The 23,926-nt window shown below is 63.1% G+C and carries 19 protein-coding genes and 1 pseudogene; 10 read left to right on the forward strand and 10 right to left on the reverse strand.

Features of this window, described 5'->3' with window-relative positions:
* Genes MRBLMA1_RS17290 through MRBLMA1_RS17310 form a run of 5 tightly spaced genes read right to left on the reverse strand, consistent with a single transcriptional unit; the run spans position 1 to position 7,128 of the window.
* Positions 1 to 741: a M48 family metallopeptidase gene (locus MRBLMA1_RS17290; protein ID WP_363738437.1), complete on the reverse strand. Its 741-nt coding sequence runs from the start codon at positions 739 to 741 to the stop codon at positions 1 to 3.
* Positions 738 to 3,707, reverse strand: coding sequence for a type I restriction endonuclease subunit R (locus MRBLMA1_RS17295; protein WP_363738439.1), 2,970 nt, complete (start codon positions 3,705 to 3,707; stop codon positions 738 to 740). The genes MRBLMA1_RS17290 and MRBLMA1_RS17295 overlap by 4 nt, the downstream gene beginning before the upstream one ends.
* Positions 3,704 to 4,984 carry a restriction endonuclease subunit S gene (locus tag MRBLMA1_RS17300; RefSeq protein WP_363738442.1) on the reverse strand — a complete coding sequence of 427 codons (1,281 nt, stop codon included), beginning with the start codon at positions 4,982 to 4,984 and terminating at the stop codon, positions 3,704 to 3,706. The genes MRBLMA1_RS17295 and MRBLMA1_RS17300 overlap by 4 nt, the downstream gene beginning before the upstream one ends.
* The gene (locus tag MRBLMA1_RS17305; RefSeq protein WP_363738444.1) at positions 4,974 to 6,500 is read right to left on the reverse strand and encodes a type I restriction-modification system subunit M; all 1,527 of its coding nucleotides are present in this window, start codon (positions 6,498 to 6,500) and stop codon (positions 4,974 to 4,976) included. The genes MRBLMA1_RS17300 and MRBLMA1_RS17305 overlap by 11 nt, the downstream gene beginning before the upstream one ends.
* A 7-nt stretch (positions 6,501 to 6,507) precedes the next feature.
* Complete coding sequence (locus MRBLMA1_RS17310) at positions 6,508 to 7,128, reverse strand: restriction endonuclease subunit S (RefSeq protein ID WP_211101586.1); 621 nt, start codon at positions 7,126 to 7,128, stop codon at positions 6,508 to 6,510.
* A 172-nt stretch (positions 7,129 to 7,300) separates the two neighbouring features.
* Between MRBLMA1_RS17310 and MRBLMA1_RS17315 the strand changes: the two genes are divergently transcribed.
* Together MRBLMA1_RS17315 and MRBLMA1_RS17320 are read left to right on the forward strand one after the other, a co-directional pair.
* Positions 7,301 to 7,555 (forward strand): hypothetical protein, encoded by a 255-nt coding sequence (locus MRBLMA1_RS17315; protein ID WP_153206834.1) that lies wholly within the window; start codon positions 7,301 to 7,303, stop codon positions 7,553 to 7,555.
* A 138-nt stretch (positions 7,556 to 7,693) separates the two neighbouring features.
* Positions 7,694 to 7,864: a YegP family protein gene (locus MRBLMA1_RS17320; protein WP_082143912.1), complete on the forward strand. Its 171-nt coding sequence runs from the start codon at positions 7,694 to 7,696 to the stop codon at positions 7,862 to 7,864.
* A gap of 244 nt (positions 7,865 to 8,108) precedes the next feature.
* Here MRBLMA1_RS17320 and MRBLMA1_RS17325 read toward each other — a convergent pair whose 3' ends face one another.
* The 4 genes from MRBLMA1_RS17325 to MRBLMA1_RS17340 form a co-directional block, all read right to left on the reverse strand.
* Positions 8,109 to 9,341 (reverse strand): type II toxin-antitoxin system HipA family toxin, encoded by a 1,233-nt coding sequence (locus MRBLMA1_RS17325; protein ID WP_363738447.1) that lies wholly within the window; start codon positions 9,339 to 9,341, stop codon positions 8,109 to 8,111.
* A complete protein-coding gene (locus MRBLMA1_RS17330) occupies positions 9,341 to 9,718 on the reverse strand; it encodes a helix-turn-helix domain-containing protein (RefSeq protein WP_363738449.1) in 378 nt (125 codons plus the stop codon). The genes MRBLMA1_RS17325 and MRBLMA1_RS17330 overlap by 1 nt, the downstream gene beginning before the upstream one ends.
* A 165-nt stretch (positions 9,719 to 9,883) precedes the next feature.
* Positions 9,884 to 10,489, reverse strand: a complete 606-nt coding sequence (locus tag MRBLMA1_RS17335; protein WP_363738451.1) for a type IV toxin-antitoxin system AbiEi family antitoxin domain-containing protein — start codon at positions 10,487 to 10,489, stop codon at positions 9,884 to 9,886.
* Between the two features lie 157 nt (positions 10,490 to 10,646).
* Positions 10,647 to 10,829 (reverse strand): hypothetical protein, encoded by a 183-nt coding sequence (locus tag MRBLMA1_RS17340; RefSeq protein ID WP_363738453.1) that lies wholly within the window; start codon positions 10,827 to 10,829, stop codon positions 10,647 to 10,649.
* Between the two features lie 13 nt (positions 10,830 to 10,842).
* Between MRBLMA1_RS17340 and MRBLMA1_RS17345 the strand changes: the two genes are divergently transcribed.
* The 6 genes from MRBLMA1_RS17345 (at position 10,843) to MRBLMA1_RS17370 (ending at position 21,627) form a co-directional block, all read left to right on the forward strand.
* On the forward strand, positions 10,843 to 12,036 hold the full coding sequence (locus tag MRBLMA1_RS17345) for a DUF932 domain-containing protein (RefSeq protein WP_363738455.1): 1,194 nt from the start codon (positions 10,843 to 10,845) through the stop codon (positions 12,034 to 12,036).
* A gap of 175 nt (positions 12,037 to 12,211) precedes the next feature.
* Positions 12,212 to 14,356, forward strand: coding sequence for a ParB/RepB/Spo0J family partition protein (locus MRBLMA1_RS17350; RefSeq protein ID WP_363738457.1), 2,145 nt, complete (start codon positions 12,212 to 12,214; stop codon positions 14,354 to 14,356).
* Between the two features lie 97 nt (positions 14,357 to 14,453).
* Entirely contained in the window at positions 14,454 to 14,855 is a 402-nt protein-coding gene (locus tag MRBLMA1_RS17355; RefSeq protein ID WP_153204398.1) for a hypothetical protein, read from the forward strand.
* 152 nt (positions 14,856 to 15,007) lie between these two features.
* A complete protein-coding gene (locus tag MRBLMA1_RS17360) occupies positions 15,008 to 19,333 on the forward strand; it encodes a strawberry notch family protein (RefSeq protein WP_363738459.1) in 4,326 nt (1,441 codons plus the stop codon).
* Positions 19,333 to 20,379, forward strand: a complete 1,047-nt coding sequence (locus MRBLMA1_RS17365) for a DUF7146 domain-containing protein (RefSeq protein WP_363738461.1) — start codon at positions 19,333 to 19,335, stop codon at positions 20,377 to 20,379. Before MRBLMA1_RS17360 ends, MRBLMA1_RS17365 begins: the two co-directional genes overlap by 1 nt.
* Before the next feature lie 312 nt (positions 20,380 to 20,691).
* Positions 20,692 to 21,627 (forward strand): DUF2493 domain-containing protein, encoded by a 936-nt coding sequence (locus MRBLMA1_RS17370; protein WP_363738463.1) that lies wholly within the window; start codon positions 20,692 to 20,694, stop codon positions 21,625 to 21,627.
* A gap of 6 nt (positions 21,628 to 21,633) precedes the next feature.
* Here MRBLMA1_RS17370 and MRBLMA1_RS17375 read toward each other — a convergent pair whose 3' ends face one another.
* Positions 21,634 to 22,386, reverse strand: a complete 753-nt coding sequence (locus MRBLMA1_RS17375; RefSeq protein ID WP_109856087.1) for a hypothetical protein — start codon at positions 22,384 to 22,386, stop codon at positions 21,634 to 21,636.
* Positions 22,387 to 22,689: 303 nt separating this feature from the next.
* On the opposite strand from MRBLMA1_RS17375, the gene MRBLMA1_RS17380 reads away from it, so the two are divergent.
* Together MRBLMA1_RS17380 and MRBLMA1_RS17385 are read left to right on the forward strand one after the other, a co-directional pair.
* Complete coding sequence (locus MRBLMA1_RS17380) at positions 22,690 to 22,857, forward strand: hypothetical protein (RefSeq protein ID WP_162833680.1); 168 nt, start codon at positions 22,690 to 22,692, stop codon at positions 22,855 to 22,857.
* A 144-nt stretch (positions 22,858 to 23,001) separates the two neighbouring features.
* Positions 23,002 to 23,442 (forward strand): annotated as a pseudogene (locus MRBLMA1_RS17385) (hypothetical protein).
* The last annotated feature ends 484 nt before the right edge of the window (positions 23,443 to 23,926 follow it).

Below are 23,926 nucleotides of genomic sequence, written 5' to 3' on the forward strand. Positions count from 1 at the left end.
TCACCAAATGAACTGGTGCCCCATTCTATCAAGTCTTCTTAGGCGATCCTCGTAGTCCGGCATGATCGTTTCCAACGACCGCCAAAATCGCCGTGAATGATTGTGCTCAAGAACGTGACAAGCCTCGTGTGCAATAACGTAGTCGACCAGCGGCATCGGAGCCATCACCAAGCGCCAGTTGAGGCGGATGCGTCCCCGTGAATCGCAACTTCCCCAGCGTTTGGACTGGTCAACGACATTGACGGTCGGTGTTGGAATGCCAAGCGTCTCTGCAATCATTCGCGCACGGGCAGGAAAATGCTGGATCGCGTGTGCTCGGTACCAGTGCCTGAGCCCGCTGCGGACAGCGGCGCGCCGAATGGATTCATGGCCATTCGGCAGTACCGGAGCGACAAGGGTTGAACCCCTCGCAGCAATCCGGGTCGTGACGGCGGTTTCGTCGGGAATGAGCTTCAGGCGATATTGCCGGCCGAGGTAGTGAAAGGTTTCGCCACTCACAAATTCCTTGGCGACCGGCTGCCCCCCAAGTTCGCGGTACGCCGCCTGTTTGCGAAGCAGCCAAGCGCCTTTCTTGCGAACGATGCCGAGGACGCGGTCATCGTCTAAGTCCGACGGTGCGAGGACGCGCACTCCGTCGAAGCCAACAGATATCGCCACGGTTTTCCGGCGCGCCGTCCGCTCGATTAGGAACGCAAACGTTTCGCCGCCAAAAACGATGGAATGCTGAGCCGCGTCCGTCATCCCGCATATCTCGCCCGGGCGACATCCATGATCTTTGCCGTCGTGGCTTCAACCTTGTGCGCATCCAGTCCCAAGTTGCGCAATTGCTCCTTGATGGATCGGCGCATCTGTCGCTGGACGTCCTCCTTTTGATGCCAGTCGACAACCTCGGCATATTCCTCAAGCGCCTTGGTGATACCGGCAGCGCTCCGGGAGCGTTCGGGGTCTGGTAGGTCTGCGTCAATGAAGGGCAGGATGGCGGCAGCCGTTCCGGTAAGGCCGTCGCCTCTGCCCGCCGAGCCCGAGCGAATATCTGCGGCTTGCCCGACCATTGCTTCAAGCTGGGTCAAGGCGCTGGCAGCGGACACGCGAGCTTCCCGCCTATCATTGACGATCCGCTCCAACTGTTCCCAAAGCGAGGCGTAAGCCGTGGGGTTCTCGTCGCGGTGGACGTGGATCTCCTGGCGGATGGCGTGCTCGATCTCTGCTGCCTTGGCATCGCTCGACCTGAGGCTTTCCAGATGCGGACGGAACGCGGGGTCGAGAATATCGAACTTCACCAGCAGCTGTTCGACACCCGTCACCAAGAGGTGGCTGGTGATAATCTCGCCCACCTTCGCGCCGTAGTCTTTCGGGTCAAATGGCTCCTCGTGATAGGCGCGGCGGGCGAGAACGCGAATGCGCGATAGCCACTTCAGGTCGGACGGATAGGGTTCTTCCAATGCCTTGGGATCAGGCAAGACCATGTCCATGGCTTCGGCAAAGCGTAGGAAGTCGAGTTCGAATTTGGCGCGGATGTCGTCGGGGCGCAGCAGCTCGACGCACGTCGTATCGTCCTCGCGGCCAATACCTTCGAAGAGTCGAATGGCGGCCCGGTGCCGACTTTCAAGAAGCTGGACTTTCTCCGACAGTGGACGAAGCGCACTGGCTATGCCGTCTTCGTCCGAGAACATATCCAAGGCATCGGAAATGCGTCGATTGTCGCCCCAATAGTCAACGACCAACCCATAGGTCTTACCGTCAGCGGTCCGGTTTACGCGGGCGATGGCCTGCAAAAGCGTATGCTCTCGCAGAGGGGCATCAAGATACAGAACCTGCTCTACCGGCGCGTCAAAACCGGTGAGCAGCATATCGCACACGACCAAGATTTTCAGCGGATCGTCACGCTTCTTGAACCGGCCAATCATGGTGTCGCGGTCGCGTTTGGACAGGTGATGGGCTTGCAACCGGGCGCTGTCGTTGTTGGATGCAGACATGATCAGCGCGCATTCTGGCGCACCGAACTGCCGCAAAGCTTCGACGTAGGTCACGGCGACGTCTCGGCTGACCGTCACTATTTGGGCTTTGAAACCATTCGGTTCGATCGTGCTTCGATAGTGCGCAAGGATATCTATGGCGATGGCCTCAACACGAACTTGAGCTCCGGCAAGCTTCTCCTGAAGCCGCATGCCGCGCTTCAGCTTCTCAATCTCTTCGTTCGACAGTTCAGGGAACGTGGCCCGAATATCCCGTTCGAGATCGCGGCCGTCGATCCGTAGTTGTGCGTCGCGCATCTCGTAATAGATCGGGACGGTCGCTCCATCCTTCACAGCCTGGTCGATCAGGTAGCGGTGCAGATAGTCGCCGAAGACCTCACGGGTGCTGCGGTCCTTTTTGTCGATGGGCGTGCCGGTGAAGGCGATCATGCAGGCACTGGGAAGCCCTGCCCGCATCCGAGCGGCAAGCGCGCCATATTGCGTCCGGTGCGCTTCATCGACCATGACGAAGACGTTCCGCGCTTTGGAAATTACCGAAGAGCGTTTCGGCACAGCGCTGTGAAACTTGTGGACGGTGGTCAGAACAGTCGTTCCAGCGCCGCCCGACAGAGCGTTGCGCAGCGCGTCTCCGCTTTCGGCCTGGATGGGGTTGGCGAATCCTGAGCGCTGGAATTGCCCGGTGATCTGGTCATCAAGGTCGGTTCTATCCGTAACGATGACAATCGTCGGATTTTCAGCCTCGGGAAGGCGGCGCAGCTTGGTCGCAAGAAACACCATCGTCAGCGACTTACCGGAGCCTTGGGTATGGTGGATAACGCCGCCACGGCGTTGTGGATTGGGTGCGGTCCGGATGCGTTCAATCGCCTTGCCGACGGCAACGAACTGCTGATAGCGCGCCAGCTTCTTGATGCGCCGTCCGTCGATAGTCTCGAACATCACGAAGTTGCGGATGAGATCGAGCATATTGGCCGGGGCGAGAAGCCCGGCAAGCAAGATGTCTTGTCCGGTTGGTGTTCGACCCAATTGCGCCGCAAGCGCATCGAGCGTGAGCGGATATGGGTCTTTCCACTCAGCCCATTGGCGAGCGGGGGTCAGCGTCGTCCCGTATTTCGCCACGTCGCGCGCCAGTGCGATGGAAATCTGCGCCGTCTCGAACAAGCGTGGAGCGCCAAGTCCGGCGAATTCATCCCGGCTTTCGTAGCGCCGGAACTGACGGATCGCCTCGCCCATCGGGTCGGCCAGTGATGGCGATTTACATTCAATTACTGCGAGCGGGAGACCGTTCACGTAAACGACGATATCGGGGATGATGTCCTGACGAGCCCCCTTGATCGCGACTTGGCGGGCGAACTCGAACATGTTGGCGTATGGATTGTCGAAGTCAAAAAACCGAACATTGCGGTCCTGTCGTCTGCCGCCTTCCGTGTGGGGGGCCGTCACGCCGTAGGTGAGAGCCGTATAGGCGCTCTCGTTGGCTTCCATGACATCGACGGCTGTAACGCGTGTTACAGCCGCAACAGCGCGGCGGACGCCGTCCTCGCCGAGCCACGGATTGAGGCGCGTCAGGCATTCGGCAAGGCGAACCGTCAAAACCGGCTCGGTCGCCAGACCGTCGCGCAATCGTCGCACGTCGTCTGGTGACAAGGGCTTATAGTCGAACAGCACCCGCAGAAGGTCCGTCGCCGGCTCCTCTACCCATTCGCGCTCAAGCTGTTCACTGGTTTCGTTCATGCAGCTTGCTCGGCTTTGTCACGATGCCGCACAATGATGCTTTCCGGGAGGCGAATGCGCCCTGAGAGCAGTTCCTGAGCTAACGCATCCCGGTTTTCGACCAGCGCCTTGCGGGTCTCACGCTCTTTCGCGATCCGCATGTCAAATGCTTCGCCGACATCCGCGATCTTTTGTTGCTCAGTCGTCGGGGGCAGCAAGATCTGCAGCTTCTTAAAGACCGGCATGTAAATGGTCTGGTGCGTACTGCCTTCCTGAAGTCGATCCCACTCGCGTTCCATGTGGCGGAAAACCTGAACGAGATAGGCCGGTACAAGAGTTGGCCCGCAGACCCAGTTCGCAAAATCCTGGCTGGTCGCCATTGGGCGCTTCATACGCGAGGCCTTGCCTACCGTTGCCGTCCGGGAGAACACCACAGTGTCTTTGGGCAGGACGCGCGCCGAGGAATTGGCAATCCCCTTAGCAGTGACGCATTCCGAGGTCTGGTCCACTTCGAGCGCGTCAAGAGCCTCGGTGTCTGCGAGCGACAACCAAGGGATTTCACCATTCCAGTAGTCTGGCTTATCTCGACTTGGAGTGTGGCCGCTTTCGAGCTTGGCTACCTTCGTCAGCGTCACGAGGTCCCAATCTGCCGGGATATGCGTGATCCCCTCGGCTACTCGTCCAAGTACCCAGCGTGACGGTAAGGGCTTCATTGGTGCCTTCTCGCGCCGAATGCCATGCGTCAGCAATTCGCGCATGGTGGCGTGCTTGGCATCGAGGAGCGCCGCAATTAGTGCCTCTGATTTGGCGATAGTTCCCTCAGTCGCACCCAATACTGTGGCAATCGCGCGCTGTTCAGCAAGCGGCGGAAGGCTTAGGCGAGTAGCAAGAAACTCTTCTGTCGGTACACGGTTCGCTTTCCGCGAGCCAATCGCAGCGAACTTGAAACGCCCATAGAAGCTAGGACGTGCGACCGTCTTTAGGAACCAAGACGGGTCCACATCTCCGACAAAGTCGAACGTTGGCAGATCAAGCGTTGTTTCATATCCGTCTAGATGTGGCGGAATGATCCCGAATGCGCCATTTAAGCAATCAAGCTTGCTATAGGCAAACTGGCCCGCTTTGCGGACATAGTAATTGGTCGCTTCGCTTCCGCCACGATCCGAACTTGCAACGATGCCGCGCCCATAAAGTCGAATTGTCAGCTTCCTGGCATTGCTGCCGTTTCCTCCCTTAATTCGGCTTTCCCTTATGAGGTCGCTTATTTTCACCGGGGGCCAGTGGCTATTACCCGACATAGCCCATCTCCTTGAGAAGGGCGTTCATGCGCGCGGCGGCTTCGTCGCGTGCCTGCTCGGCCGCCCAGAGTTTGCCAAGCTCAGCTTTCACGTCGATCGGCTTTTCCGGTTCAAGCGTGTCGATGTAGCGGGAGATGTTGAGGTTGAAATCGTTCTCCTCGATTTCTTTCATATCCACTACACGGCAAAAGCGGTCCTCATCTCCCCAGGCGCGGAAGGCGTTATGGATGTCCCTGATATCGCCTTCACCCAAGATGTTCTTTTTGGGCCGCTCCTCAAACTTCTTCGCACCGTGGATGAACAGCACCTTGCCTTTACGCTCAGGTGCCTTCGCCTTGTTGAGGATCAAAACAGTTGCGGGGATGCCAGTACCGGCGAACAGATTTTCCGGCAGGCCGATGATCGCCTCGAACAGATCGGCTTTCAGCATCGCCTCGCGAATGCGGCCGTCGCCCGAGCCGCGGAACAGCACCCCATGCGGCATTACCACGCCACACACACCCGTGGCGTTGAGTGTCGCCACCATGTGCTGAACGAAGGCCAGATCGCCCATGTTCTTAGGAGGAATACCGTAGATGAAGCGGTTATGCCCCTTCTTCTCCGTGTCGCCTGACACATCCTCCGCGCCCCAGCTATCCAGCGAAAAGGGCGGATTGGCGATCACGCGGTCATAAAGGAAGAGGTTGCCGTCCTGATCGAGCAGGCGCGGATTGCGGATCGTATCGCCCTTTTCAATACGCGCATCGCGTAGCCCGTGCAGCAGTAGGTTCATTTTGGCGATGGCCCATGTGCCAAGGTTCTTTTCCTGCCCATGCAGCGTGATGTTAAGTGCTTCACCGAGCCGCTTGCCTTCAAGCTTCGCCACATGCTCCGCGACCTGAACCAGCATGCCGCCTGAACCGCATGTGGGGTCGCTGATGCGCATGCCGGGCTTGGGGTCCAGCAACTCGACTATCAGCCGCACGACGTGATGTGGGGTGTAGAACTCGCCGCCCTTCTTGCCTGCATCATCTGCGAATTTGTCGATCAGATATTCATAAGCGCGACCAAGCATATCCGGCTCAGACAGCGAGGCATTCGACAGGTCGATGCGTGAGAAGTGGTCAATCAGACGCGACAGAACGCCTTCGCGGTTCTTGGCGTCGCCAAGGCGTGATTCGGAATTGAAGTCGATATTGGCCAGTACGCCTTCAATCGAGGGATTGGCGTCCTCAATCGCGGCGCATGCCTTGTTGAGGTGATCGCCAATGCCCGTCGTCAGCTTTTTGATCGACGACCAGCGCGCGCGTTCAACCAGAAAGAACTCATGCTCGTCCGGGTCGCTGTAGGCGACATCCTCCGGCAGACCCTGACGCATGGCCTCCTTGGCTTCTTCTTCGAAACGATCAGACAGCCGCTTCAGGAACAGAAAGCCAAAGATGTAGATCTTGTAATCTGAACTATCGATGGAGCCGCGCAGGATGTCGGCGGATTTCCAAAGATGATTTTCCAGTTCGGTGCGTGTAAGCTTGGCCATGTTTTCCTCAATTGTTCTGGTTGTCGCCAAACAGACGAGCGTCAATCAGACGCCGCGCGAGTGAGCGGCGGATTTCGGCAGCCTCCAGGGCGGTGCGGTAGGCGATTTGCGCGTCCTTAACGAGGGCGGCGATGCGCTCCTGTTCGTTCCGCGACGGCAGATTGATTTCAAGCTTGGCAAGGTCTTTCGGAGACAGGGACAGCAGCGTCGTCGCCCCTCTCCGCAGAACCTCGATCTTTGGGCGAAACACATCGCTGGACAGGATTGCAAACAGCGCGCCGCCCGCCACATCAGGGCCGGGCCGCACGACAATGATGTTTGCGCTGGCGATAGCCCCTACTGTCTCATCACCCACGAGGCCGAACTTCAGCAGCGTGCCGCGCCCCGTGACGAGCACGTCGTCGACCTGCACCGCATAGGTCGCGGCTTTGGAGGGAGACGAAAACCCTACTGTGTCCAGCGCTTCTCGCGCGGCTACAGCGCCGTCTTGGAGGTCACGTACGCCGATAACCGGCAGCCGTTCGCCAGGGCGAACCACCGTTTCCTCGCGCGACACGCCAACGCCCGCAAAGACCTCCGCAACATCCAGAAGGCGGGCGGCGGAGCGACCGAGGGCGACTGTTTTCACTCGTTTCGTCATACGCGATTTATAGCCGTAGCGCACTACGCCGTCAAGAGAATATAAAACCGTAACTGACTACGGCATAAAATTATGTGATTTGCTATTGACCGCCAAGCGAATCGCGCTCATATAGGAGACGTCAGGCTAGAGTCTGGCGTTGGAAACATAGGAGAAATGCATGGCATCACGGGCGAAGCCCAGTGGCCTCACAATTACGGAGCGCGATGCGGCGCTCATTCGCGGAATGATCAAGCGGGGCGACCGCCATCACGATATTGCAGCGTTCTTCGGCCTCAATCAGGGCCGGATCGCTGAAGTAAAGGATGGGACGCGGTTTCCTGAAGTTCCGCCGGTGAGTCCAGACGAACTTCCGCCGAGGGGGCCTTATCTCACCCCGAAGGCAACATGGACGGAAAACCGACTGGTTTCGTAAACCAGCCGATTTCCGAATACCTGGGCCGAAGCCCGCTAGGCATGCTTGAACACCATTACCCTAGCTGGCCCATCCTCAGAAATCAATGACCCGGCGCTTCGGACGGGTCTCATTTCCGGCCCAAGGAGGGCCAGCTACATGTTTGAAATCCTTCGCGCGAACGCAGGCGGGTACTTCTGGCGTCTTAAGGGTGCCAACGGCGAAACCCTGTGCCACTCCGAAGTCTACACCTCCAAACAGTCCGCACAGGCGGGCGTCGATGCGGCGAAGAGGGTTGCCCCGCTCGCCCAGGTCCACGATCGGACCTAACGTACCTATCTTGAGTTTGGATGAGCCCCGTAGTGAACGCTGCGGGGCTCATTTTTCTGCACAGCCCTTCAAGCTAAATCTGATTGCCCGACACGCGGCGGCTTCGCCCCCTGCAGCTGCTCACTCCTGAATTCTCACGACCCGCTTTCAAACGCATCTCAACGATCCGTCGTGATTCGCAACGCCGACACCTCTCAAATACTCATATTTGACTGATAATCAGAGATTCATCGTCATATATGAATTAAACTCTGCGCGCTGTTTCCATCTCATCGCCGACGAAAGCAGCCTCATAATCGCGTGCGAGCCCGCCAGAGACGCCAACCTGCCTGAAGGCTTCCCGCCATCCGTCCGAAATGCGCTGCGCCATGGTTCGGATGATCTCCCGTGCCTCGGCCTCGGAAATCTCGAAAAATTCGCAGGCTTCCAGTGCGAGGATGATCGACCGATCATGAGTCCCGCCCTCAAGGATCGCCGTCTCGAGATACGGGTTGCGATCCGGCGCCGGGTTCACGTCGAATACCGGCGACAGCCGCCATTGACCCGCTCCCACATAGAGGAAGCCGTGGTTCTTCAGGTGATCGTCCTTGTTGGACACGAGGATCGTGAAGATCAGACGCCGATAGAGCTCGCGAAAGTCGGCCATGGGGTCGGATGAATAAGACCGCATGAAATCGACGATCTCCGTATAGGAGCCCAGCTCCACCCCCGTCTTGCCGAGTGCGGTGCGCGCGGAGATGTAGGGAATCCGTGCAGCCCCACGCCGGTCGAACCGTTGGATCAGCGCGACCGGGAACGGCGCGTCCGCCAGTTCCAGCCGTGTCTCGGGCGTGCGGATACCGCAGGCCGCCGCCAAGCGAAGGGTTGCGACCTCGACGCGCTCGATCGGCTGCTGATCGTGGACGGAGGTGAACTTCGCCAGCCACAGCGCGTCGCCGTCCCTGACATTGGCTTTGGGGCGCGCGCCGCCGGAGCCGCCGGCACCGGCCAGCGCCTGCATTTCCTCGGGCGAGATTTCCTTGCCTTGCTCATAGGCCCGCGCGATCGCCGTGATGGTTTCGAGATCGACAAGACGCGGAACGGCGTCCGCTGCCTTGCCGCGAATGACCTCGCCCTTGTCATCCAGAAAGCGCAACGCGCCTTGGCGGCAGGTATCGTCGGAAAGCGTCAGATACTCGAACTCGTTGAGACCATTGCCATAGGCGCGTTCGAGCAGCCTGCGTCCCCAGCTGTCCGGAGCCGCATCGGCGAAAACGCCCGCCAAAGCGTCGCGCATGTTGCCGGGCTGCCCCGAGGTATGAAATGGGCCGGCCTCAAGAGGAAAATCAGGCTGTATGGCGAAGGCGCGCGGGTTTTCGACCCATTCGGGATTATAAGCGAAAGTCGAGAATTGCCGCGGCCCGGCATGGGTGAATCGCAATTGGCCAACCGGTGTCCGGCCTTCGCCAAGCGCGACACGGGCGACGAAATCGGCCATCAGAAAGAGGCCCCGTCAGGGTCCACAACGTCCTGCCGATCCTGCGTCTCCTCCGTCTGAGCCTTCTGCTTTTTCAGCCTTGCCGCGAAGGAGCGGCCCCTGCGCGGTCCGTGCTGGGCTGCCAGCGCCAGCCCCAGATCGTCCTTGCGGATATCGACCAGGTCAGCGAGCCGCTCCAGAAGACCGAGCACAACGAGAACGTCGGCAAGCGTTCCGATGGCAACGCCCGGATCACCCCGTTCAAGGCGGGCAATGGAGCTTGGCGAGGTTCCCGCACGCACGGCGAGATCCGCCACGGCGATGCCACGCCGCAGACGCGCGTTGCGGATATCCTGGCCCAGCCGTTCCAGTGCTGGCTTCGCCTTGGGAGAACCCATATCAATCGTCCATATATGATGAAAAACATCGATAAAGCGATCATATATGACTAATTAGCTTCGAGGTCAAGAATTCCCGTCGGTGCCCTACGGGATCACCATCGCCTCGTTTTGGCGACCTGCGACAGGCGGGCGCGGACTGATGCGCCGATATTCTCGATCTCCTTAGCCATTGGCGGTCAATGCCTCGAGATAGGGCCGGATGATCGTGGCGACCGTTCCTCGTTCAGCTTGGCTGGCAATCTCGCTTGGCGTCGTCTTGCGCTGACGAAGCGCTTCCTGCAGGCCTTCGATCGCCACCGATAGGCCAATCTTGTTCCGATATCGGAAGCAATCGGCGATCGTCTTTGCGACGCCGAAAACCTTCACGGGCACCCGCTCGACAGGGTGGGTCTCAACCCCCTCCGTCAGGAGACGATCTGTGAAACGCACCAGCCGAATGGGTGTGCCTTCGGGTTTCGGAGACCAGTCCTTCTGACCCACGGCGAGCCAAACTTTCCTTGGCAGCTGATCGGTTAGCCCGTGGAACGCCAGGGCGGAAACGAGGCAAACGACGCCCTTGGGAACCCGTTTGGCGGCCTCTGCCAGACTGTGGTGAACGTCGAGAGGTGCATCAGAAAGTTGATAAAGTCCTCGCGCGAGCCGAAGCACCTCTCCGTCACGTTCCATCCGGCTCACGGTGGCGGCCGTTACACCTGCTTTGCGCAGCTCTGCCAGGCGCGAAATTCCGCGCGCGGTCAAAACGGTATGGGCGATCTGGCGTTGGGACATGAACGACGGCACGATACGGAAACTCGGAGCAAAGGACCTCTTATCCGAGGAATTGTATCATTCTTCGTGGATGGAGAAAGGTGCCAGGTAGAAGAGGCTGCCGCTCCACGAAACACGTTCGCCTCAAACGGACCCCTGAGCCAACAGCGACGACTGCTCACCGGGTCACCTTGTACATCCGCACCGGGAGGGGAAAGCCTTCCCCTGCGTCCGAGCCTTTGGTCTCGACCGACCCCTTCTGCGGGGCGGCTGCCCCGCAACGCCCCGCTGAGAGTGAGAGAGTGGACTTGTTTCCCGTGACGGGTTGAAGGTCGGAGAAGAGGTCTCTGACGCCCGTCATGGAGATTGGTCCCATGAATATGCAGGCCCTCAATGCGCGCCGTGACACCAGCGGCGGTTACAAGGTCGATGTCGGCCGTGGCGAGCGGGTCGGCCGCGTCTCGTCAGAGTGGTTCTCGCGTCCAGCCGACGAGCGCTACCTTTCCTTGTCCGAGTTGGCCCACACGGTCCGCGACCGCACCGAACGCAGCCGGACGCGGGTGGTGGAGAGCGGGCTCATCCATGTCGAGGCGAACCGCAACGATTCGGAGCGGTTGGCCCTCATCCTGCCGGGCACGGATGCGCCAATCGCGCCGACGCACTGGTCCTTCGGACAACTCGCCAGCCTGGTCGGAGCGCCCGCCGCCTATTTGCGGCAGCTCCCCGCCGCCCTTGCTGGCATCAACCTGCAATACGGCCTGGCCTCCAATCGGGCCGAACAGATCAAGACGCTCGAAACCGATACTGGCCGTGTCGAGCTGCGCGCCGTCACTGGCCCGGACTATGGCCGCATCTACGATCACGAACTGGTAGAGGCGGTGCAGCGCATCGCCGGCAACGGCACAGGCGACACACGCTGGAAGGTCCCGGGCGTGCTCGACTGGTCGACCGGGATCTACAATCCGCGCGTCGACATCACCAAGGATACGACCACGCTCTACGCCTCTGATCGCGACGTCTTCCTGTTCCTGGTCGACGACCTGAATCCGATTGAGGCCGGCCGACTGCCGGACGGCGCGCCCGATCTCTATTTCCGGGGCTTCTATTGCTGGAATTCCGAGGTCGGCGCCAAGACGCTCGGCATGGCGAGCTTCTATCTGCGCGCGGTCTGCCAGAATCGCAATTTGTGGGGGGTGGAGGCTTTCGAGGAAATCACCATCCGCCACAGCAAATATGCCGCCAATCGCTTCGCGCACGAGGCGGCCCCGGCGCTGCTGAACTTCGCAAACTCCTCGCCCCTGCCGTTCGTCAACGGCATCAAGGCCGCCCGCGAGCGGATCGTCGCCAGAACCGACGAAGACCGCACCGACTTCCTGCGCCGACGCGGGTTCTCCAAGGCCGAGACCGGCAAGATCATTGACAGGGTTCTGGCCGAGGAAGGCCGCCCGCCGGAGTCCATCTTCGACTTCGTGCAGGGCATCACTGCCGTCGCACGCGACAAGCCGCATCAGGACGCCCGCCTCGACATGGAGGGCAAGGCCAAGAAGCTGCTCGATCGAGCTGCCTGATTTCCGCGAAGCCGGGGATGCGGTTTTCCGTGTCTCCGGCTTTGCGCTTCCGTGCCTTTCTGGTTTGCCGGTCCGCGGCGCTGCCCCCTTTAGAGGAAGAGGGCGGCGCTTCGCTTCGTGACGGGTTGGAGGTTGAGAGAGAGTTTCTCGGCCGCCCGTCGCGGAGTAAATCCCGATGGCTACTGCCGTTCAGAAGATCATCCTGTCGTCCTCGCGCGACATCCCCTTCAACAAGCTGGTGCTCAGCCAGTCCAACGTCCGGCGCGTGAAGGCCGGCGTCTCGATCGAGGACTTGGCGGCCTCGATCGCTCGTCGCGGTCTGATCCAGAGTCTCAGCGTCTTTCCCGTCGTTGACGCCGAGGGCATGGAGACCGGCATGTTTGAGGTACCCGCCGGCGGTCGCCGCTTCCAGGCGCTCGAACTGCTGGTGAAGCAGAAGCGTCTCGCCAAGGTCGCGCCCGTCCCCTGCGTGGTCCGCGATCGCGACGGCGCCATCCTCCCCGAGGAGGTGTCGCTCGCCGAGAACATCGAGCGCGCGCCGCTCCATCCGCTCGATCAGTTTCGCGCCTTCCACGACATGCTGACCAAGGGCATGACCGAGGAGGAGATCGCCGCAGCGTTCTTCGTGTCCGTCAACGTGGTCAAACAGCGGCTGCGCCTCGCAACCGTGTCGCCCGCGCTGCACGACGTCTATGCCGACGATGGCATGACGCTGGAGCAGCTCATGGCCTTCACCGTGTCCGGCGACCACGAGCGTCAGACCCAGGTCTGGGACGCGATCAAGGACGCCTGGTCGAAGGAGCCCTATCAGATCCGGCGTATGCTGACCGAGACCACGGTGCGCGCCTCAGACAAGCGCGCCGTCTTCCTTGGAATCGACACCTATGAGGCCGCTGGCGGCGTGATCATGCGCGACCTGTTCCAGGCCGACGATGGCGGCTGGCTGCAGGACGTGGGGCTTCTCGATCGCCTCGTCGCCGAGAAATTGAAGGCCGAGGCCGAGGCGATCGCCGCCGAAGGCTGGAAGTGGATCGAGGTCGCGGTCAGCTTCCCCTACGACGCGGTACGCGGCCTGCACGAGGTCTCCGGCGCGCCGATCGATCTGTCGGCCGAGGAACAGGCGACCATTGATGCGCTCACCGCCGAGCAGGCCAGGCTCGAAGCGGAATATCAGGACGCCGACGAGCTGCCCGATGAGGTCGACGAGCGTATGGGCGAGATCGAGACGGCTCTGGCCGCGTTCGACGATCGCCCGGAGCACTTCGACCCGGCCGACATCGCCATCGCCGGCGTCTTCGTCAGCATCGACGCCGACGGATCGCTTTCGGTCGATCGCGGCTTCGTCCGGCCCGAGGATGTGCCTCAAGTCCGGACCGATGGTGAGGAAGGCTCGGAGACGGACATCAAATCCGATGGCACCGCGAGCCCCTCGGTGCAGCGCGCCGTCATCACTATCGGCGGCCGGTCTGTGGAACCGGAAGAGGACGATGAGGACGACAGCATCAAGCCGTTGCCCGAACGCCTCATCGTCGAGCTGACCGCCTACCGCACCCTCGCGCTGCGCAACGCGGTGGCGGAGAATCCGCACATCGCCATGACGGCGCTTCTCCACAAGTTGGTCTCGGACAACTTCATGACCCGCATGTACACGGGCGCCATGGAAGCGGGGGTGAAGCACATCTTCTTCCCCGTTCAGGACGAAGCGCTGAAGGACAGCCCTTCCGCCCGCGCCGTGCAGGAGCGTCACGACGCCTGGGCCGCCGACATCCCGAAGGACGACGACGCCCTCTGGGACTGGCTCGCTGGTCTCAACGATGCCAGCCGCATGGCGCTACTGGCGCATTGCGTCAGCTATGGGGTCAACGCGCTCTATGAGCGGCCGAACCCGCACAGCGCGGGCGGCGTGTCGCAGCATACGCTCGATATGAGGCTCGCGCAGGCCGATCGGCTGACGCGGGCGACCGGGCTCGACTTGGTCGAAGCCGGCTGGCGTCCGACCTTCGGGAACTACCTCAACCGTGTCACCAAGCCGCGCATCCTCGAAGCCGTCCGCGAAGGCGCCGGCGAACGGGCAGCACAGCTCATCGACCATATGAAAAAGGGCGACATGGCCAAGGAGGCCGAGCGTCTCCTCGCCGACAGCGGCTGGCTGCCCGAGCCGCTTCGACTTGCCGGTGTCGACGGCGATCCGGCACCGGACGCGGACGGCGATGGCAAAACCGAGGGCGCGGCGCTGCCCGACTTCCTGAGTGCCGACGACGAGTCGGAAACGCCTGCCGCTGGCGAGGACGACGAACGTCACCTCATCGCCGCCGAATGATCGGCTCGCGGGGCGGCTTCGGCCGCTCCGCACCTTCCAATCCCATCCACTCAGAGCCCGGCCCAGCGCCGGGCTCTTTTCGTTTCAGGAGCCTAATATGGCCGAATATCTCACCCGCTTCTCCTGCCTGCTGGACGTCGGCTCGGTTGCCAATGTCGCGCGGGCCTTCGACATCTACACCGCGCTGATGGCCGAAAACGGTCGCGAGGACCCGCCTGCCGAGCCGTTCCTGCTCTCCCTGACACCCGAGCACGGCGCGACGCGCCTTTGGCTTCGCGACCCCGGAACCGCCGATCCGCAATTGCTGGTCACCTTCGTCACCCGCTGCGCGGAGACATTCGCACTCACCGGCACCTGGGGGTTTCAGTGGGCCGGCATTGCCTCGGACCCTGTCGTCGACGGTTTCTCCGGCGGCGCCCATCTGCTCGATCTCTCCACCGGCCGCACGATCGAGTGGATCAGCACCGGCCGGTGGCTAGCGGAGGGCGGTGTGCGATGATTCCCGACCATGCGCGCGCCCGGCCTCACGGTCGGGCGCTTTTTTCATGTCAGCGGACGAGAGGAAGAGGACGGCAGGGACGGGTCGAGTCCGGGCGGTCGAGAGAGAGCGCCGGCCGGGCTTGTTCCTTCCGCTCTCCCGAGGTTCCTCCCATGAACATTCTGCCTCCCGTGGCCCTTTCGGCCGCGCCCGTCACCCGTGCGTCCTCGATCCTCGACGTTGCACAGCAGCTTATCGATCATCTCGAACGTGGTCAGCGCATCGACGCCACGTTCCTCCGTGCAGCGATGGAAGCGGCCTTCGGCGCGTCCGACACCAGCGGCACCTGGGACTGGAAGGCGGCCTATGAGGCCTGCGAGGTCGCGACGGTCCTCTTCCTGCGTAAATACGGAAAGGCGCTTTTCCGCAAAGCCGCATCTCCGGCTGCACGTTTCTCCGCTCTTTCAAAGATCGCCGGGCTCCTGCCGACGCATACCCGGCGCTCGGAAGAATCGCAGGCGCTCCAGCAGTTCTCGACGCCGGCGCCGCTCGGCCTCGCCGCCGTGGCGGCCGCCTCCATTGCTGCTGGCGACATCGTGCTGGAGCCGTCGGCTGGCACCGGCCTGCTCGCCATCCTGTCCGAGATATCAGGCGGAGCGCTCCTCCTTAACGAGCTGGCCGAAACCCGCGCCGATCTGCTCGCTGCGCTGTTTCCGGACGTTGCCGTCACGCGCTTCGACGCGGCCCAGATCGACGATCACCTCGCGCCGGACGCCACCCCCACAGTCGTGCTGATGAACCCGCCATTCTCCGTCATGGCGAACGTCTCCGGCCGCGTGGTCGACGCCGCCTATCGCCATGTCGCTTCAGCACTGGCCCGGCTTGCCGATGGCGGGCGGCTGGTGGCGATCACCGGTGCCAACTTCAGCCCGGAGCATCCGGCTTGGGCCGCGGCCTTCGTCCGGCTTCAGGAGCGTGGCCGCATCGTCTTCACCGCGGCGGTGGACGGCTCGGTCTATGCCAAGCACGGCACGACCATCGATACGCGGCTGACGGTCATCGACAAGCTGCCGGCCGACGATCGTTCGGCATTTCCCCCTTCGCCCGGCATCGCGCCCGACGTCGGTACGCTGCTCGGCTGGATCGAGACGCAGATTCCGCCGCGTCCGACTGCCACCCTCCCGCCAGTGAAAACCTCGGCGTCCCCCGCGACGCCCCGCACCGTTCGCGGATACCGCGCCCGTACCACTGCCGCGCCCGCCACGCCTGCGTCCATCGAGCCGGAAGGCGTCGAGCTTGTCTATGAAACCGTGGACTGGACACCCGCCGAAGACGGCCGGATCACCGACGCGATCTATGAAGAATATGGATTGCAGGCGATCCGTATTCCCGGGGCGCAGGCCCATCCCACCAAACTGGTGCAATCCGTCGCGATGGCCTCGGTCGCGCCGCCCAGGCCGAGCTACCGGCCCCGGCTGCCTGCAAACATCGTCCCGGATGGCTTACTCTCGGACGCCCAGCTCGAAACCGTCATCTACGCTGGCGAGGCGCATGCCGACTTCCTCGCGGGATCATGGACGCTTGACGACACATTCGATGTCATCTCGGCCGCGCCAGACGACGCGCCGAACGCTGTGCGCTTCCGCCGGGGCTTCATGCTCGGCGACGGCACCGGCGCGGGCAAGGGTCGCCAGTCGGCCGGCATCATCCTCGACAACTGGATGCAGGGCCGTCGCAAGGCGGTGTGGATCTCCAAATCCGACAAACTGCTGGAGGATGCGCAACGCGACTGGTCGGCGCTCGGCATGGAGCGGCTGCTGGTCACGCCGTCGTCGCGTTTCCCGCAGGGCAAGGACATCCGCCTGTCCGAAGGCGTCCTATTCACCACCTATGCCACGCTACGGTCCGACGACCGGGGCGAGAAGCTTTCGCGCGTCAAGCAGATCGTCGAATGGTTGGGCTCCGACTTCGATGGAGTGATCATTTTCGACGAGAGCCACGCCATGCAGAATGCTGCTGGCGGCAAGGGCGAACGCGGCGACGTCGCCGCTTCGCAGCAGGGCCGCGCGGGCCTGCGCCTCCAGCACGCGCTGCCGAATGCGCGCATCGTCTATGTCTCGGCGACCGGCGCTACGACGGTCCACAATCTCGCCTATGCCCAGCGCCTCGGTCTCTGGGGCGGCGAGGACTTCCCGTTCTCGACCCGCGCCGAATTCGTCGAGGCGATCGAGGACGGCGGCGTCGCGGCGATGGAGGTGCTGGCCCGCGACCTGCGCTCCCTCGGCCTCTACACGGCCCGGTCGCTCTCCTATGACGGCGTCGAATACGAACTGGTCGAGCACCAGCTAACCCCTGAGCAGACGCGCATCTATGACGCCTATGCCGGCGCCTTCGCCGTCATCCATACCAATATCGACGCGGCGATGCAGGCCGCCAACATCACCGGCGACGGCGGCACGTTGAACCGCCAAGCCAAGTCCGCCGCCCGCTCGGCCTTCGAATCCGCCAAGCAGCGCTTCTTCGGCCATCTGCTGACCTCGATGAAGACGCCGACCCTGGTCCGCTCGATCGAGCAGGACCTGGTCGACGGCCATGCCGCCGTGATCCAGATCGTCTCGACCGGCGAAGCCCTGATGGAGCGCCGCCTCGCGGAGATCCCGACCGAGGAATGGAACGATATACGCGTCGACATCACGCCGCGCGAATACGTTCTGGATTATCTCGCCCATTCCTTCCCGGTGCAGCTCTACGAGCCCTTCACCGACAGCGAGGGCAACCTGTCGTCGCGACCGGTGTTTCGCGACGGCCAGCCGGTCGAGAGCCGCGACGCCGTTGCCCGTCGTGACCGCCTGATCGAGAGGCTCGCTTCGCTGCCCCCGGTTCCCGGCGCGCTCGATCAGATCGTCCAGCGCTTCGGAACCGATGTCGTGGCTGAGGTGACAGGGCGCTCGCGCCGCATCGTCCGCAAGACCAGCCCCGGCGGCATCGACCGCCTTGCCGTGGAGAACCGCGCCGGATCGGCCAATCTCGCCGAGGCTCAAGCGTTCATGGATGATCAGAAGCGTATCCTGATCTTCTCCGACGCCGGCGGCACCGGGCGCAGCTACCACGCCGATCTGTCGGCGCGGAACCAGCGGCTGCGCGTCCACTATCTGCTGGAGCCGGGCTGGAAGGCCGACGCCGCCATTCAGGGCCTGGGCCGCACCAACCGGACCAACCAGGCGCAGCCACCGCTGTTCCGGCCGATTTCGACGGACGTGAAGGCGGAGAAGCGCTTCCTGTCGACCATCGCCCGCCGGCTCGACACCCTCGGCGCGATCACACGCGGCCAGCGCCAGACCGGTGGCCAGGGTCTGTTCCGACCCGAGGACAATCTGGAATCGCACTACGCCCGCGACGCGCTGCGGCAGCTCTACCTGCTGCTGGTGCGAGGCAAGGTCGACGGCTGCTCGCTCCAGATGTTCGAGGACGCCACCGGCCTGTCGCTGACTGACTCCACCGGCATCAAGGACGAGCTGCCGCCGATCACCACCTTCCTCAACCGGCTGCTGGCGCTGACCATCGAACTCCAGGGCGTCCTGTTCACGGCGTTCGAGCGGCTGCTGAACGCCAAGATCGAAGCTGCTATCGCTTCCGGTAGCTACGACGTCGGGCTGGAGACGCTGCAGGCTGAGAGCTTCGTCGTCACCGATCGCCAGACCATCCATGTCCATCCCGGAACCGGGGCGGAAGCCCGGCTGCTGACCATCACCCAGCGCCAGCGCAACCGGCCGGTGATGCTGGCCGAGGCGCTCGATCATCTCGACGATCCACGCGCCAGACTGCTGATCAACGAGCGCTCGGGCCGCGCCGCCGTGCAGATACCGACCACCAGCATCATGCTGGACGATGGCGAGATCGAACGCCGCGTGCGGCTGATCCGACCGATGGAGGCGCACAACATCCCCATCAAGATGATGGATGAGACCCATTGGGTCGATGCTGACCGGGCGGGCTTCACCGCGGCATGGAACGCCGAGGTAGCCGACGTGCCGGAGTATGCCGAAAGCACCATCCATGTCGTCAGCGGCCTATTGCTGCCGATCTGGAAACGCCTCCCGAGCGAGTCGACGCGGGTGTATCGACTCCAGACCGACGACGGCGAGCGCATCGTTGGCCGCCGTGTCTCCGCCGCCTGGGTGGCCGGCGCGCTCGCCACCGGCACGTCAACCCTGACGCCGGACGACGCCTTCATGGCGCTGATGGATGGCAAGACCATCCTCGATCTGACCGAGGGTCTTCAACTTCGCCGCGTCCGGGTCATGGGCGCCAACCGCATCGAGCTGTCGGGCTTCACCGACGCCATGCGCGATCGCCTGCGGGCCTATGGCCTGTTTCACGAGATCATCTCGTGGAAGCTGCGGATGTTCGTGCCGACCGATGCGACCGGCCCCGCGATCCTGGCCAAAGTGCTGGAGCGCTATCCCGTCGAGCGCGTCAGTGAGCGGGAGGCGGCGTGATGGCACGGCAGGACGCTTCCGAGTTGGCGATCCGTCTCGGCCGACAAGCCGAGGCGGTGTGCCGTCATTATCTCAAGGCCGGTCATCGCGAGGGCCGCTATTGGCTGGTCGGCGACGTGTGCAACACGCCGGGCCGCTCGATGTACGTGCGGCTGAAGGGTGGCGAGACCGGCAAGGGCGCCGCCGGCAAATGGACCGACGCCGCCACCGGCGAGCATGGCGATCTCCTCGACGTAATCCGCGAAAGCTGCGGCCTGGTCGACTTCAAGGACGTTGCCGATGAGGCGCGCACGTTCCTGTCGATGCCGCATCCCGAACCGGACCGTCCGCACGGTGGCGGGCGCCAGTCACCTGCGCCGGCCGGATCGCCGGCAGCGGCCCGGCGGCTGTTCGCCATGGCGCAGCCGATTGCGGGCACACTCGTAAAGACATATCTCCATACACGCGGCATTACGGATTTGCACGGAACCGGAAGCCTGCGCTTCCATCCCCGCTGCTACTACCGGCCTGACGAACATTCCCCGACAGAGACCTGGCCGGCGATGATCGCATCGGTCACCGATCTCGCCGGGCGTCAGACCGGCGCGCACCGCACCTGGCTCGCGCCGGACGGCTCGAACAAAGCCCCGATCGACACGCCGAGACGGGCGATGGGCGACCTCCTCGGGCATGCCGTTCGCTTCGGTGTGGCTGGCGACGTGATGGCGGCGGGCGAAGGCATCGAGACGATGCTGTCGCTCAGGATGGCGCTACCCACCATGCCGATGGCGGCGGCGCTCTCGGCGGCGCATCTCTCGGCCATCCTGTTCCCCGACACGCTGCGACGGCTCTACATCGCCCGCGACAATGATCCGGCCGGCGACGGTGCGATGGCGACGTTGATCGAACGGGCGAACGCGGCCGGGATCGAAGCGGTCGTGGTGTCACCGAGCCTGGGCGACTTCAACGAGGATCTCCGCCTGGCGGGGCTGGACAGCCTCCGGGCAGCGGCCCGGGTGCAGATCGCGCCGCAGGACGTCGCACGCTTCATGGCGCTGGCGGCATAGGCCGGCAGGAGAATGCAGACGGCGGGAGCGCCGTCGTCGGCATCGCTCGGATGATCCCCAGGTCGGAGAGAACCGCGCCCCGGCCTTCGAGAGGGCGATCGGCCAGCAAACGGCCCGGACCCGCAATGTCTGCGACGGACTATTTTCCGGCGGCCCTTCGGGCCTTTCCATCGCGAAACAAAATAGCCCGCCTTCGCCATCCTCCGCTGTGCTCCGGCCCTCCGCTTCGCTGCGGATGCAGGTCCGGCCCGCCCGCCGGCTTTCGTCGCCATGAAGGCCGCGAGGGTCGCGGTCGAACCGACGGAGCATCCCATGAGCGAGCACGACGACTACGACGCTACCCACGCCTCTTCCCCCACCGACCACGTCCTCAGCGAACTCCAGCTCTACGGCTACCGTCCCTTCGCGGATGAACCCGATCCCCGACCGCTTCCCGAGGGCGACCATGTCGCCGGCGCCATCGCCGACATCTTCGACGCCCTGATCGTCACCCTGGAGGACACCCGCCTCGAGCCCGACCTCGACGATCTCCTCTGGTCGACCGTCAACCTCTTCCACCGCGCCACTGACCGGATCGAGCGCGAGCTGGACGACAATGAACAGGCGCAGCGCCGCGGCCAGCGCGAACAGGACGGCAGTGAGGTGAAGGCCGTCGAACTGGAACGCCTGACGGCCGAGGGCCAGACCTTGATCGAACGCCGCAACGCCTTCGAGCTGATGCGCGACCAGGCCGCCGAGCACTATGAGCGCCACACCGGGTCGAACTGGCGACCGCGCAGCGGATCGATGGTCAACCATCGCAACCTCACCTCGGCGATGATCGACAGCCGGGACTTCCTCGCCGCCAAGAAGCGCGCCGACAACGAGGTGCTGCTCCCCGCCGGTCCGAAGATCGCCTTCACCGGCGGGCTCGACTTCAACGATCACCGCCTGATCTGGGCCAAACTCGATCAGGTCCACGCCAAGCACCCCGACATGGTGCTGTTGCACGGCAAGTCGCCGAAGGGCGCCGAGAAGATCGCGGCCAAATGGGCCGACACCCGCAAGGTGCCACAGGTCGGTTTCGCCCCCGACTGGACGAAACACGCCAAGGCGGCACCATTCAAGCGCAACGATCAGATGCTCGACGTTCTGCCGATCGGGGTCATCGTCTTCCCCGGCACCGGCATCCAGGACAACCTTGCCGACAAGGCCAGAAAGCTCGGCATCCCGGTCTTCGACTTTCGCCCGAAGGGAGGCGGCGCGTGAGCGCCGTCACCCCAGGTCGACGCCCCAGAACTTCAGCACCGCGAGCACTTCCTCCTTCGGATAATGGAGAAAGGCCGCATTCGCGAGGTCGGCCTTCAGCTTGCCCTTCCGCTTGGCAATCTCGCGCTCGATCCGCTCCCCGAACGGCGCTGTACCCGGCGGAAGCAGTCCAGGGCGCTCCGGACAAGGCCAACTCTTCGGATAGCCTTCGGGAATCCAGCCGTTCTTGACCTTCTCATATTGCTCGGCAACCGATGGATGCTCGCAAGCCCAACCGTAAAGGTGGAAAGCGCACACTCGCAGCATCGCCTTGATTTCAGGCATCGTGTCCGTGAAGCCTTTGAGCGGGGTCGGCAGCCACACCATATTGGCGACGCAGGAGAAGTAGCGCAGATCCTGGACGACGCTGCTTTGCTGAGCGAACGAGGGATCGTCGTACCCCCAGATGTGACACACGGTCCAGTTCTTCGGCTTCGGAGCCGCGACGCCCAGAGCCGCCACGAGTGCATTGAGCGCGGCGACATTGCCCTCGAACTTCTCAGCGGTGATCTTGGTCGCCTTTTTCGTGTTCGTGTACCGGCGCGACCACGCTGCGTCATAGAGAGGCCGGCCGCGAGCCGTATGCGGCGCCCATACCGGCAGACGCCGGAAAGTCTCCGGATTCACCCACCGGGCCGTACGCTCGATCAGTTCGACGACTGCCGGAAGATCATCTCGAAGGGCGTCGTTGCCGTCTGGTATGTGAAATCCGGCTGCCATCGTTTGCTTGCGCCCTCCTGCCTTCCGACGCGGACGACCAGGACACGGCTCGAATCCAACGCAGTGAATTGCTGTGGGGCGATCCTAGCACTCGGTCGAAGCGAGAAACCATCCCCCGCTTCCATTGCGCTGATCCTTGGTCCAGCCGCGGGCCTGACGCCATCAACCCGTAAAGGGTCGGACTACGCAAAGCGTGCCGCCGCTCCAGCTTCGCCTTCGCGGTGATTGCGGCCATCGGCCGGACACATCGGGCGCCTGTCGCGCGGGAGATGGCCTCCCGCCTCCAAGACAGGAGCCGGTCATATGTCCCTCAATCAAGCTCACGCCTTCGCCTTCAGCCTCGCCGCCACCCTCATGGTCTCGATCGTCATCTTCCAGGCCGGGGACGGCACCATGGGCGTCATGCCCGCTGGCGAATATGACGGCGAAGCCGCCGCCATCGTTCACGAGATCGACCCCTTCGCCCGCTAATCGCGGGCAAGGCGACAGGGCCGCAAGCGGAAGTCCCACGGGATTTCCGCTCCCGCCCTGCGTTCTCTTCGGCTATACTATCAATGCGCCGTGGTGGTGGTGGAGGCGCGACCGTCAGACCTTTATCTCACGGAGAACACCACCATGGTCTTCATCGGCATCCTCTCCGGCATCGCGGCGATCGGCGTCCTGTGCTGGCTTCTATTCACACTAGCTGTCTTCGCGCTGCCGTTCTTCGCGGGCGTCAGCGCCGGGACTTAGGCCTATAGCAGCGGCGCTGGTTGGCACGGAGCGATCCTCGTCGGCCTCGCCGCCGCCGCAGTGACGCTCGGCCTCGGCCAGTTCCTGCTCGCCTTCGTCCGCCCGCTCTGGATGCGGCTCGCGATCGCACTCGCTTTCGTCGCGCCCGCGGCGCTGGCCGGTTATCACGCGACACATGGCATCGTGAAACACACCATGCCCTCCGACATCTGGCAGCTCATCTTCTCTGTCATCGGGGCAATCGCCGTTGGCGCCACGGCGCTGATTCGCGTGACAGCTATGGCCGCGCCCGGGCCAACCGGGCAGACCATCGTGCAAACCTGACATCGGTGCAGGCGGCGGCGGGATGGTAAATTGATGTCTTAGCGGTCGCGCCTTCCACGTCGCCGAGCTCGGTTGCAATCGCGCTGACCGGATCGACGGCTAACCCAACTGACGTGCCATGCCATCGGTGACGGTGCCGGGGGCAATGCCGTGACAGCGCGCAGACGGTGCGAAGGCCGGCGGGGGTGATCTCGCGGGCGGCGGGCAGGAGACGCCGGAACATAGCGTCCGACGGAGATGGTTGAACCGCGGTGTCGGGCGTTGTGACGGTCATGTCGGTTCGGTATGGTCGCCACGTTCTCCTGTGATGCGTCTCTGTCATGTCGACCGCTCCAAAACGGCCTCTTCAATGGGCTGATCTGGCCGAAGGTCGGCTGCGCCTCGATCGCCTATGCCGCAACAGCGGCGTCGAAACTTTCTTCCCCTGCCGGCTGCGCCGCCATTCCTCGCGAGGCAAGAAAGCCCCTCCTTTGCTGTCAGGCCC

Source organism: Sphingobium sp. LMA1-1-1.1 (genome assembly GCF_040676365.1).
Lineage (GTDB): Bacteria > Pseudomonadota > Alphaproteobacteria > Sphingomonadales > Sphingomonadaceae > Sphingobium.

Excerpts from the sequence above, each read along its gene's own strand:
- MRBLMA1_RS17290 (WP_363738437.1), bottom strand. The coding sequence starts at position 741 with ATGACGGACGCGGCTCAGCATTCCATCGTTTTTGGCGGCGAAACGTTT.
- MRBLMA1_RS17295 (WP_363738439.1), bottom strand. The coding sequence starts at position 3,707 with ATGAACGAAACCAGTGAACAGCTTGAGCGCGAATGGGTAGAGGAGCCG.
- MRBLMA1_RS17300 (WP_363738442.1), bottom strand. The coding sequence starts at position 4,984 with ATGTCGGGTAATAGCCACTGGCCCCCGGTGAAAATAAGCGACCTCATA.
- MRBLMA1_RS17305 (WP_363738444.1), bottom strand. The coding sequence starts at position 6,500 with ATGGCCAAGCTTACACGCACCGAACTGGAAAATCATCTTTGGAAATCC.
- MRBLMA1_RS17315 (WP_153206834.1), top strand. The coding sequence starts at position 7,301 with ATGGCATCACGGGCGAAGCCCAGTGGCCTCACAATTACGGAGCGCGAT.
- MRBLMA1_RS17320 (WP_082143912.1), top strand. The coding sequence starts at position 7,694 with ATGTTTGAAATCCTTCGCGCGAACGCAGGCGGGTACTTCTGGCGTCTT.
- MRBLMA1_RS17325 (WP_363738447.1), bottom strand. The coding sequence starts at position 9,341 with ATGGCCGATTTCGTCGCCCGTGTCGCGCTTGGCGAAGGCCGGACACCG.
- MRBLMA1_RS17330 (WP_363738449.1), bottom strand. The coding sequence starts at position 9,718 with ATGGGTTCTCCCAAGGCGAAGCCAGCACTGGAACGGCTGGGCCAGGAT.
- MRBLMA1_RS17335 (WP_363738451.1), bottom strand. The coding sequence starts at position 10,489 with ATGTCCCAACGCCAGATCGCCCATACCGTTTTGACCGCGCGCGGAATT.
- MRBLMA1_RS17340 (WP_363738453.1), bottom strand. The coding sequence starts at position 10,829 with ATGACGGGCGTCAGAGACCTCTTCTCCGACCTTCAACCCGTCACGGGA.
- MRBLMA1_RS17345 (WP_363738455.1), top strand. The coding sequence starts at position 10,843 with ATGAATATGCAGGCCCTCAATGCGCGCCGTGACACCAGCGGCGGTTAC.
- MRBLMA1_RS17350 (WP_363738457.1), top strand. The coding sequence starts at position 12,212 with ATGGCTACTGCCGTTCAGAAGATCATCCTGTCGTCCTCGCGCGACATC.
- MRBLMA1_RS17355 (WP_153204398.1), top strand. The coding sequence starts at position 14,454 with ATGGCCGAATATCTCACCCGCTTCTCCTGCCTGCTGGACGTCGGCTCG.
- MRBLMA1_RS17360 (WP_363738459.1), top strand. The coding sequence starts at position 15,008 with ATGAACATTCTGCCTCCCGTGGCCCTTTCGGCCGCGCCCGTCACCCGT.
- MRBLMA1_RS17365 (WP_363738461.1), top strand. The coding sequence starts at position 19,333 with ATGGCACGGCAGGACGCTTCCGAGTTGGCGATCCGTCTCGGCCGACAA.
- MRBLMA1_RS17370 (WP_363738463.1), top strand. The coding sequence starts at position 20,692 with ATGAGCGAGCACGACGACTACGACGCTACCCACGCCTCTTCCCCCACC.
- MRBLMA1_RS17375 (WP_109856087.1), bottom strand. The coding sequence starts at position 22,386 with ATGGCAGCCGGATTTCACATACCAGACGGCAACGACGCCCTTCGAGAT.
- MRBLMA1_RS17380 (WP_162833680.1), top strand. The coding sequence starts at position 22,690 with ATGTCCCTCAATCAAGCTCACGCCTTCGCCTTCAGCCTCGCCGCCACC.